A 10,484-nucleotide genomic window follows, 5' to 3' on the forward strand; every position below is an offset into this window, starting at 1 on the left:
TGGTGGTAGCATCTAAATAGTACAAAGCAAAATGAGATATTCCCCTTCAGGTAATATATAATAACCAATATGGAGGAGCTCATTATGCCAAGAAAAAACAAACAACACACTAAGCAATTTAAGTTGGATGCTGTCAACTATTGCAACGAACATCCTGATTTAACTCAAGCTGAATGTGCTAAGAACCTGGGAATAGGTGTCAGCACTTTAGCTAGGTGGCAATCCCAATTCAAGAACAATGACGGTGATATACCTGTCAGAGGTTCCGGTAACTATAGTTCTGATGAGCAAAAGGAAATTGCTCGTCTAAAACGTGAGCTTAGGGATGCTCAGGACGCCCTTGATGTGTTAAAAAAAGCCATCAGCATTCTGGGGAAAGACTGACAGAAGCCATTTATACCGAAGTTTCTGCCAAAGTGGAGGCATCTAAAGTTTCTAAGCGCCAAGTCTCTACTTCTGGAATGCTGAAATTGTTAGGCGTGTCTCGCTCTGGATACCGAGCTTTCCTTAACAGGAAAGTTTCTCCCACAAAGCAGCGTAAAAACGCTGTTAAGAAGGAAATCCAGAAAATATATGATAAATCTAAACAGAACTACGGAGCCCCTAAAATAACCAAAGAACTTCGCGCTTCTGGTGAGACCATCTCCGAACGCACAGTAGGTAAATACATGCGTGAAATGGGTATCAGAGCCCAATGGACTAAACCTTGGATTGCTACTACCAAAGACTCAGATTTCAGCAAGCAGCTTCATAACATCCTTGATGAACAATTTAACCCAGATCGTCCTAACGCTGTCTGGTGCACTGATATAACTTACATTTGGACACAGGATGGATTCGTTTATCTCAACTGTGTCATGGACTTATATGCTAGAAAGATAATTGCATGGACTCTAGCTGACTCCATGGAAGTATCTACTGTTATTGAAACAATTAACAAAGCCAAGGCTCGCAGATCAACTGACCAGCCTTTAATCATACATACTGACCGTGGCAGTCAATACGTGTCAGAGGCCTGGAGAGAGGCCACCAAAAAGATGACTAATAGCTATTCCCATAAGGGCTATCCTTACGATAATGCCTGCATCGAATCATTCCACTCCTTGATTAAAAGGGAATGGCTTAACAGGTTTACAATTAAAGACTATCGTCATGCTTATTCTCTAGTATTTGAATACATAGAGACCTTTTATAATACCGTCAGAATTCATAGCCACTGTGACTACATGTCTCCTGATGAGTATGAAAAGCTGTACGAAAGGGTAAGTGATTTGTCTGCTGCTTAGCAGGCGAATCCTCTCATTTTAATTTGTACTAAATCTTGACATAGGACCACTCCCCTTGTGCCGGCTGACTTGCTTCTATCAGTGAATCTCTCTCTGCTCTTAGCGAATCAATCTCTTCTTCAATCTGCCTTATTTCTTCTTTGATATTTTCTATAAGCTGCAATATATCCTCAAGTAACTGCGCGGTCTCATTTAGGCCCTCGGAAGTTCTCATGTTCATCTCATTTCGATAATCCTCGCCGTCTCTTTCGCGCTCCCCAAGCCACTCGCCATTTCTTGTCATGTCATAAGTACATGCCGGTTTGTAAACATTGTTTTCTATATTTGCTTTTCTTTGGGCTATATAGTCGTATGCATCTTCAAGCTCTCTAATCTTGTCATAAAGCTCGTCCCTTCTTTCCTTAAGCGCTTGAATACGATCATTAAGTTCATCTATGCTGCTCATTGTTTTTCCCCATTATTTCTTCATGTCAACTTTGATACTCTTACTTGCGACATCATCTACACGTATCATACTATCTCTCAGTGTTAAAAAAGCTCTAGGTAAAGATTCCGAAGCTTCTTTTCTGTACTCTTTTGATGATTTGTAAACTTTCTTTAATATTTTTTCCATCTTAAGTCCGACATCCATATATTGCCAAACCTTAACAGAATCAAGAGGTGTCTCATCTAAGATACATTCACCCGTTGAATATTTAATATCGTTAACAATATCAGTAAAGATATTTGTATCCATAAACACCTTGTTTTCAGGCACTACTCTTCACTCCCCTTCTTTTTATATACTAATATGTGAATAACTATTAAAAATAATATCATATTTAACTTATTATTTTCAATGATAATAATTATCTAACTGTGAAAAGTGCACTTAAATTTAGTTGATTTTTTGGTGGAATTTTCACAAAGAAAAGCAATAAATAGCTTGAGTTTTGTGGGATATGCACATATAATGTATTTAATGTTATTTTTTTAACAAGATTTTGAAGGAGGTATTTTATATGTCACGTTTTACACTGCCCAGAGATGTTTATCACGGAAAGGGTGCTCTTGAAGCACTTAAGACTTTTGAGGGCAAACGCGCCATCATCTGCACAGGTGGCGGCTCAATGAAAAGAGGGGGATTCTTACAGAAAGTTGAGGCTTACCTCAAGGAAGCCGGAATGGAAGTAGAACTCTTTGAGGGTATCGAGTCTGATCCATCAGTTGAGACTGTTATGAAGGGTGCAGAAGCTATGCAGAAATTCCAGCCTGACTGGATCGTAGCTATTGGTGGTGGCTCACCTATCGATGCAGCTAAGGCTATGTGGATCAAATATGAGTATCCCGAGACAACATTTGAAGATATGTGCAAGGTATTCGGACTTCCCAAGCTCCGTACTAAGGCTAAATTCTGTGCTATTTCTTCTACATCTGGAACAGCTACAGAGGTTACAGCTTTCTCTATCATCACAGATTATCATAAGGGTATCAAATTCCCTATCGCAGATTTCGAGATCACACCCGATGTTGCTATCGTAGATCCCGAGCTCGCGCACACAATGCCCAAGAAGCTAGTTGCACACACAGGTATGGACGCTATGACACATGCCGTTGAGGCTTATGTTTCAACAGCCAACTGTGACTATACAGATCCTCTTGCAATTCATGCTATCGAGATGATCATGGACAATCTTGTTAAGTCCTACAACGAAGATATGGACGCAAGAGATGCTATGCATAACGCACAGTGTCTTGCCGGAATGGCATTCTCCAATGCTCTCCTTGGTATCGTTCATTCAATGGCTCACAAGACAGGTGCTGTATTCGCAGACCTCGGAGCACACATTATCCACGGCGCAGCCAATGCTATGTACCTTCCCAAGGTTGTTGCATTCAACGCCAAGGATCCCACAGCCAAGAAGCGCTACGGCGTGATCGCAGATTACATGCACCTTGGCGGCTCCAATGACGACGAGAAGGTTAAGCTTCTTATCGAGTACCTCCGCAAGATGAATGACGATCTTTATATTCCTCATTGTATCGCTCACTACGGAGCAGACGGACTTCCCGCTGAGCAGGGCTTTGTTCCCGAGAATGTATTCCTTGAGAGACTCCATGACATCGCAGCTAACGCTATCCTCGATGCATGCACAGGCTCTAATCCTCGTCAGCCCAGCCAGGAAGAGATGGAAAAACTCCTCAAGTGCTGCTACTATGATACAGAAGTAGATTTCTAATTTAATCAATGAAAAGACAGGGAAAATTCGATTTCTTTAAACAACGTGAAATGAGAATTTTCCCTGTCTTTAAGTTATTGGAGATACATGCGAGGAAACCGATCCTTCGTACGTATCTTTAAGCCATTATCCTACCGTCGAAGCGATATCTAACATATCGGGCGCGGTCCGCCTGTCTGCCGGTTTTACCTGTCCTCCATGCCAACGTAGTCCTTGCGGGGCTCGATTGCCATGTAGGCCGGACGAATGATCTTACCATTGTTGGCAAGCTCCTCCATTCGGTGTGCACTCCAACCAACGATTCTCGCCATAGCAAAAATTGTCGGGTACAACTCCTCGGGAAGATCAAGCATCCTGTAAACAAAGCCCGAATAGAAGTCAACGTTTGCGCTGACACCCTTGTACATCGTACGCTCCCCACTGATGATCTTCGGCGCAAGCCTCTCAACAGCTTCGTACAGCGCAAGCTCTTTTTCCCTGCCCTTCTCTACTGCGAGCTTCTCAACAAAGCTCTTAAGAATAAGCGCTCTCGGGTCAGACTTGGAATAGATCGCATGTCCTATACCATAGATAAGACCTGCCTGATCAAACGCCTCCTTGTTGAGTATCTTCTCAAGGTAAGCTGAAAGCTCATCTTCGTCTTCCCAGTTCTTGACGTTCTGCTCGATGTCGTCAAACATGTGCACAACCTTGATGTTGGCACCGCCGTGTCTGGGGCCCTTAAGTGATCCGATGGCTGCCGCGATAACAGAATAAGTATCCGTCATACTTGAGCTCACAACATGTGTTGTGAAAGATGAGTTGTTACCACCGCCGTGCTCCATGTGAAGCACAAGACAGATATCAAGAAGCCTTGCTTCAAGCTCTGTATATCTGCTGTCCGGTCTAAGCAGCTGCAATATGGTCTCCGCCGTTGAAAGACTCTCAATAGGCGGATGAATAAACAATGTGTTTCCCTCATGATAATGATTGTAAGCCTGATATCCGTAAATGGATAAAAGAGGGAAAAGGCTTATAAGCTGAAGGCTCTGTCTAAGTACGTTGGGAAGTGATGTGTCATCCGCAAGGTCGTCATAGGAGTAAAGCGTAAGTACGCTCCTTGCGAGTGTATTCATCATATCCTTGCTGGGTGCCTTCATGATAATGTCTCTTACAAAGCTTGTAGGAAGAGATCTGTAAAAACCAAGAAGTCTGTTAAAATCGCCAAGCTCTTCTTTATTGGGGAGCTTATCAAACAAAAGCAGATAAGCGCACTCCTCAAAAGCAAATCTCTTATCGTCAACTGCGGCCTTGATCAGGTCTTTTACATCATATCCTCTAAAGTAGAGCTCTCCGTCCTTGGGAATGCTCTTACCGTCAACTTCTTCTTTGGCAATAATCTCAGAAATACGTGTAAGTCCGGTAAGTACGCCCTTACCGTTGAGGTCTCTTAAACCTCTTTTAACATCATATTTAAGAAAAAGATCGTTCTCTATCTGATCGGCAACTTCCGAAAGCTTAGCAAGTTCAACAATCTGCGGTGTGTTTTCTGAGTAAATGTTTTTTCCGTTTTCCAATAAATACGCACCTCCGTTTACATGTCTAAGAAATTCTTTACTGCCCTCTCCATTTCTGTCTTATCGACAACTGTTTTATGTCTTATCTCAGCTGTTCTGATAGATGAAACCGCCTCGGGTATAGCAACGCCCGAAACTGCAGAAAGCTCGTCTGCAAGTGCGAAATCATCCTTGCTGTCATCGCCTTTTCCAAGTGCGTTCATGACACTTCTTGTGAACTTGAAGGGGCTGGCAGTAGAAGCAATAACAGTTGCTGTTTTATCTCCCGTCTCATTCACATACTTGCCGTAAACTGAAGCGGCAACTGCTGTATGTGTATCCATAAGGTATCCTGTCTTGTCGAATACCTTTCTTATCGTATCAAAAGTCTCTTCCTCAGTAGCGAAACCACCGAAGAAATCAACAAGTTTGGATCTCATATCATCTGTTATTTCATACTTACCTGTCTCAGTGAGCTGCTTCATGTACTCAGCATCCTTAGATGCACTGTCGCCTGAGATGTGATAGATAAGTCTCTCAAGGTTTGATGAAATAAGAATATCCATTGAAGGAGAAGCCGTAAGCACAAAATCACGGTTTCTGTCGTACTCTCCCGTCTGGAAGAAATCAAATAGTACCTTGTTTGAGTTGGATGCACAGATAAGCTTACCGATCGGCACGCCCATGTTCTTAGCATAATATGCGGCAAGGATGTTACCGAAGTTACCTGTGGGTACAACTACATTGATCTTGTCATCATCCGCTATTCTGCCCTCTTTAAGGAGCTTAGCGTATGAATATACATAATATACGATCTGAGGCACAAGACGACCGATATTGATAGAGTTTGCAGATGAGAACTGGAATCCCTTGGCATCCATCTGCTTAGCAAGCTCGGGGTCGGTAAAGAGCTTCTTAACTCCTGTCTGAGCATCGTCAAAGTTTCCTTCAATTCCGATAACGCAGGTATTGTCACCCTTCTGAGTAACCATCTGCTGTTCCTGAATAGGGCTTACACCGTGCTTGGGATAAAATACGATGATCCTTGTTCCCGGAACATCGGCAAAACCTGCAAGTGCAGCCTTTCCTGTATCTCCGCTGGTAGCTGTAAGAATAACGATCTCGTTCTTGGCGTTGTTCTTTTTAGCTGCTGTAGTCATGAGATAAGGCAGGATTGAAAGTGCCATATCCTTAAAAGCAATTGTGGCTCCGTGATAAAGCTCAAGGTAGTATGCGCCGTCTGCTTCCGAAATAGGTGCTATCTCTTTGGTATCGAACTTGGAATCATATGCATGAGAAATGCAATACTTAAGCTCTTCCTCAGTGTAATCCGTAAGAAGAAGCTTCATTACTTCATAAGCTGTTCCCTGATAATCGAGCTCTGAGATCTCTCTAAGGCTCTTTTCAAGATGCGGTATATAATCCGGAACATACAATCCTCCGTCCGGTGCGAGTCCTCTAAGAATCGCTTCAGAAGCCTTAATCTGGCCCTGTGCGCCTCTGGTGCTACTATACAATACTTCCTTTGCCATTGCTTTTACTCCTCTTTTATTGATACAATATTCCCGTAAAGTATATCATAAAAGAGGTTCTTGTGTGAAAAAAAATAAATCTCTCGGGGTTTACGCTACCTCACTTAAGGACGGAACCCCTTCCTACAGAGCATCAATAACCTATAAAGGCAAACACATTTCCCTTGGTTCTTTCCCTGTAAAAGGAACGGCAGCCAAGGTCTATAAAGAAGCTCTAAAAATACTTTCATCGGATAAGATCGGTATCTCTTCCTACAAAAAAGAGTATGCTCTGCCCTTCGATAAATTCGTCACGCTTATCAATTACAGAGACAAGGGCATGTACATATCCACTCCGATCTACCTTGAAAAGAAATTCTTTCTTTATTATATTTCTCCCGGCATTGCGTATAAGTTTGATATAGAGGATCTCTTTTATTATTCATCACATAAAATAATGAAACGAGGCTCTCATCTTTTTGTTGCCGATTACGGAAGCCAGTTGTCAGTTCTGGGAAGATACGGAATAAAGAGCTACTCCGTAAGGGGACGCGACTATCTTTTTGCCAACGACGATCCGTACGACCTTCGCTATGAAAACATCATTATCCTAAACAGATACCACGGTGTAAGACAGTTTGCCGAAAAAGGACTTGTTAAATACAAGACCGTTATACATATAAGAAGCAACTATGTTGTAGGCAAGTATGCATCTGAGGCTGAGGCAGCCATTGCGTACAACAAAGCGGCCGACATTCTTATTAAAAACGGAATTAACAGAAATTTCATCCAAAATTACGTCGAAGAGGTCTCCGCATCCCAGTATGCCGAGATATATCTCAAAGTAAAAATATCAGATAAAATCTACTCTTTAAAGGGCTGACTCTGCCCTCTTTTTCCCATTTTTTTAATTCTTAATTTTTAATTATTTTGTAATTATTCATTGACACTCACGTCGAAATGTGATATAAGTGTACTAGCATTACTAATACACTTAACGCTTGTAAAAGGAAAGATGCTTACTTCAGGAGGAACGACATGATAAAAAGAACAATATCCACACTTTTGTTAGCATCTGCCATGATGATCACGATTGTAGGCTGCAGTAATTCAGCCACAGAGGAGGACACCACGGAAATTGAAGAAGCATCTGACAGCAATTCGGATAATACCCACGAGCTTACAGATGATGCTTTCCTATATAACGGAAACAAGATTTCAATATTGAATGATGCTGCTATCACACTTGGCTATCTCGGGGATTACGATGCAGATAGATCAAGTACAGGCAGCGATTACAAAAACTATTTATTTGATAACGGAAAGATTGATTTTGCAACGAATGTAATCGACGGCAAGGAAGCACCTGTAGATATCGGAATCTTTTCACCCGATATCAAAACTTCCAGAGATGTAGGCGTAGGAAGTACCAAGGATGAGATAACAGGCGCCTACGGCGATCCCGACACCAAAACAGATGACGGGTTGATATATACAATAGAATACCAATTCGACACGTATAACATCACATTTAGATTTGATGATACAAAAGAAAAGGTCGATATGGTTCTGTACACAAACAGCTATTATCATTCAAAAACAGCATTTAGTTAAGCGCTTAGCGCTTATCAAAGGGAAGAAGTAACGTTTACCAAAGGAAAGACTTACGCTTATAAAAGGAGGGAGATATGAACAGAACAAGGATTGCAGCACTATTAACCGTTTCAGCAATTATGCTGACAGCTATGGGATGCGGAACAACCTCATCAGAGTCCTCTCCCGAAAACACAGCAGGCCCTACTACCGATATTGATGCCGGTGTATCAACCGGGCTCGCAGACATGCCTTCAGTCGGAATATCGGCTGATCTTGCCGCAAATGCAGCGGCCTCAACAGAATCCGTGATCAAGCCTGCTACTTCTACCGCTTACGCTTCCCTTCCCGATGATTCTTTTCTATATAAGGGAAATGTGATTTCGGTACTAAACGATGTTGATACTACACTTAAGGCTCTCGGAAAAAAAGATTCCGAACAGACAAGCCTATATACCAACGAAGCATTATACAGCTTCGATTCACATGCGATCGAGCTTGAAACATATAAAGTTGACGGCGAAGAACTTCCCAAATGCATTTATGTTATCGCAAGCGGGATTCTGACACCCAAGAACATCTGCGTAGGATGCTCAAAAGAAGAAGTCATTGCAGCATACGGCGAGCCCAACAAGGTTCACGATGATACATTCAGTGCTATCGAGTATAACTTTGATGATACCAATATCGTATTCGATATCTATGACGAAAAGGTCGACAGGATCACAATCGAGAACGTCGAAACATCCTCAAAAGTTGTACAGTGATCGGCTCTTAACTCTTATTTAAAGGGAATGGCAGTTTTGCTTTTACACTTATAAAAGACTAACTATTAAAGAAAGTCAATAGAAATGTTTTAAGACAGAAATGTTTTAAATATAGTGATGGTGATTTATTCATCGCAATTAGTACCTTGAAAACTGCATGACAAATAGAGCATCGCACAAGATGCTCTTGAAAGAAGATTTGTATGGAATTAGTTAAACGGCTTTATTGTATGGCTGATTAGATTTTTCAAGCCGATATATCAGTCTTACGAGCTTCTTAGCTGCATGGGACATAGCGACATAATAGTGCTTTCCTTCAGCTCGCTTTCTAGCAAGGTAGGCGTTGAACGTCGGATCCCAATGGCAGACATAGATAGTGGCGTTAAACAGAGCATATCGTAGATATCTGGAACCCCGCTTTTCCATTCGAGGATGACAGTTATCTAATTGCCCGGATTGATATGTAGATGGTGATAAACCGGCATAGGCAAGGATTTTATCGGCAGATTCAAATCTGCTGAAATCTCCAATCTCTGCTATGATCATGGCGCCCATACGATAGCTTATTCCAGGAATGCTAAGAATTGGAGAATTGATGGTATCCATGATAGCCTTGATTTTTCCTTCGATTTCATCAATCTCGGAATCAAGCTCACGTATCAGCTTAATGGTGTGCTTTAATTCAAGTGATTTTGCTGACATATTTGAGCCGATAGAGTTTCTTGCTGCTTCTCGAAATGTTATTGCAACATCCTTGTCGTAATGACCTTTAGAAGATTCGGACAGTAAATTAGAAAGCCTTGTAAGATGAGCGAATGCTACTTGCTTAGCTCCAGGAAATTCGTATAGCAATGAATAAACAGAATTCATATGCAGAGTAGGAACAAGTTTTTCTAATTCAGGGAAAAGGATACAGACTAGACGAGAGATGGAAGTTTTAAGCTTTGCCCGTTCTTTTACTTTATCAAAGCGATAGCGGGTTAGTGACTTGAGTTCCTCGTTGTGGTACGATGTGTCAGAGTAGGACTTTAAGTTCACATCTGACATGAGCATAGAAGCAATCGTACTGGCATCTACTTTATCCGTTTTCGTCTGTCTAAGGCTTAGACTTTTTCTGTACAGATTGGTATGTAACGGATTGATAACGAAGGTGGGCAAACCTTTATCAATGAGATACCCAAGAAGATTGTAACTATAGTGTCCGGTGGCTTCTAGCCCTACTTTTACTTTTGATACATCTTCCATTACGGATTCTATTTTCTGATAAAGATCATTGAACCCATCGAGATTGTTTTTGATGGTGAATGTTCTGAAAACAACTTCCCCAACAGAGTTTTTGATAATGCAATCGTGTTTGTCTTTAGCGACATCAATTCCTACATAGATCATATAGGACCTCCCTAAAATAGTATTGATACTGTTTCAGATCCACAGGGCTCCTTGCAATCGTAACCTACTTCTTGATAAACCGTCATGCGGTAACTAACTGATTAACAAATAAACAAAGAGACTGTGGTTGGAGCCTTTTAAAAACCGTCTATGCGGTAGGAGGTAACAACCAATCCACAGTATC

Annotated in this window: 11 protein-coding genes; 6 read left to right on the top strand and 5 right to left on the bottom strand. The window is 41.6% G+C overall.

All coding sequences use genetic code 11. The features are described from left to right. The first annotated feature begins 84 nt into the window (after positions 1 to 84). Together BM377_RS15715 and BM377_RS15720 are read left to right on the top strand one after the other, a co-directional pair. Positions 85 to 384 carry a transposase gene (locus BM377_RS15715; RefSeq protein ID WP_092243827.1) on the top strand — a complete coding sequence of 100 codons (300 nt, stop codon included), beginning with the start codon at positions 85 to 87 and terminating at the stop codon, positions 382 to 384. Between the two features lie 32 nt (positions 385 to 416). Then, complete coding sequence (locus tag BM377_RS15720; protein WP_177223783.1) at positions 417 to 1,286, top strand: IS3 family transposase; 870 nt, start codon at positions 417 to 419, stop codon at positions 1,284 to 1,286. A gap of 28 nt (positions 1,287 to 1,314) precedes the next feature. On the opposite strand, the gene BM377_RS15725 is transcribed toward BM377_RS15720, so the two are convergent. After that, positions 1,315 to 1,731, bottom strand: a complete 417-nt coding sequence (locus BM377_RS15725; RefSeq protein WP_092250866.1) for a hypothetical protein — start codon at positions 1,729 to 1,731, stop codon at positions 1,315 to 1,317. A gap of 12 nt (positions 1,732 to 1,743) precedes the next feature. Further along, entirely contained in the window at positions 1,744 to 2,043 is a 300-nt protein-coding gene (locus tag BM377_RS15730; RefSeq protein ID WP_092250869.1) for a hypothetical protein, read from the bottom strand. A 244-nt stretch (positions 2,044 to 2,287) separates the two neighbouring features. Here BM377_RS15730 and BM377_RS15735 point away from each other — a divergent pair, with 244 nt between their 5' ends. After that, the gene (locus tag BM377_RS15735; protein WP_092250872.1) at positions 2,288 to 3,505 is read left to right on the top strand and encodes an iron-containing alcohol dehydrogenase; all 1,218 of its coding nucleotides are present in this window, start codon (positions 2,288 to 2,290) and stop codon (positions 3,503 to 3,505) included. Between the two features lie 185 nt (positions 3,506 to 3,690). Here BM377_RS15735 and BM377_RS15740 read toward each other — a convergent pair whose 3' ends face one another. Next, the gene (locus tag BM377_RS15740) at positions 3,691 to 5,061 is read right to left on the bottom strand and encodes a citrate/2-methylcitrate synthase (protein WP_092250876.1); all 1,371 of its coding nucleotides are present in this window, start codon (positions 5,059 to 5,061) and stop codon (positions 3,691 to 3,693) included. A gap of 17 nt (positions 5,062 to 5,078) precedes the next feature. After that, positions 5,079 to 6,572, bottom strand: coding sequence for a threonine synthase (gene thrC / locus BM377_RS15745; protein ID WP_092250879.1), 1,494 nt, complete (start codon positions 6,570 to 6,572; stop codon positions 5,079 to 5,081). Between the two features lie 64 nt (positions 6,573 to 6,636). Between thrC and BM377_RS15750 the strand changes: the two genes are divergently transcribed. From BM377_RS15750 to BM377_RS15760, 3 genes are all read left to right on the top strand, one after another. After that, positions 6,637 to 7,434: a hypothetical protein gene (locus BM377_RS15750; protein WP_092250882.1), complete on the top strand. Its 798-nt coding sequence runs from the start codon at positions 6,637 to 6,639 to the stop codon at positions 7,432 to 7,434. Between the two features lie 155 nt (positions 7,435 to 7,589). Continuing rightward, a complete protein-coding gene (locus BM377_RS15755) occupies positions 7,590 to 8,165 on the top strand; it encodes a hypothetical protein (RefSeq protein WP_092250885.1) in 576 nt (191 codons plus the stop codon). A 74-nt stretch (positions 8,166 to 8,239) separates the two neighbouring features. Then, the gene (locus tag BM377_RS15760) at positions 8,240 to 8,911 is read left to right on the top strand and encodes a hypothetical protein (protein ID WP_092250888.1); all 672 of its coding nucleotides are present in this window, start codon (positions 8,240 to 8,242) and stop codon (positions 8,909 to 8,911) included. A gap of 213 nt (positions 8,912 to 9,124) precedes the next feature. Here BM377_RS15760 and BM377_RS15765 read toward each other — a convergent pair whose 3' ends face one another. Next, positions 9,125 to 10,300, bottom strand: a complete 1,176-nt coding sequence (locus BM377_RS15765) for an IS110 family RNA-guided transposase (RefSeq protein WP_092242689.1) — start codon at positions 10,298 to 10,300, stop codon at positions 9,125 to 9,127. Positions 10,301 to 10,484 lie beyond the last annotated feature (184 nt).

This window comes from Butyrivibrio sp. INlla21 (assembly GCF_900116875.1).
In the GTDB taxonomy this organism is placed as follows: Bacteria; Bacillota; Clostridia; order Lachnospirales; family Lachnospiraceae; genus Butyrivibrio.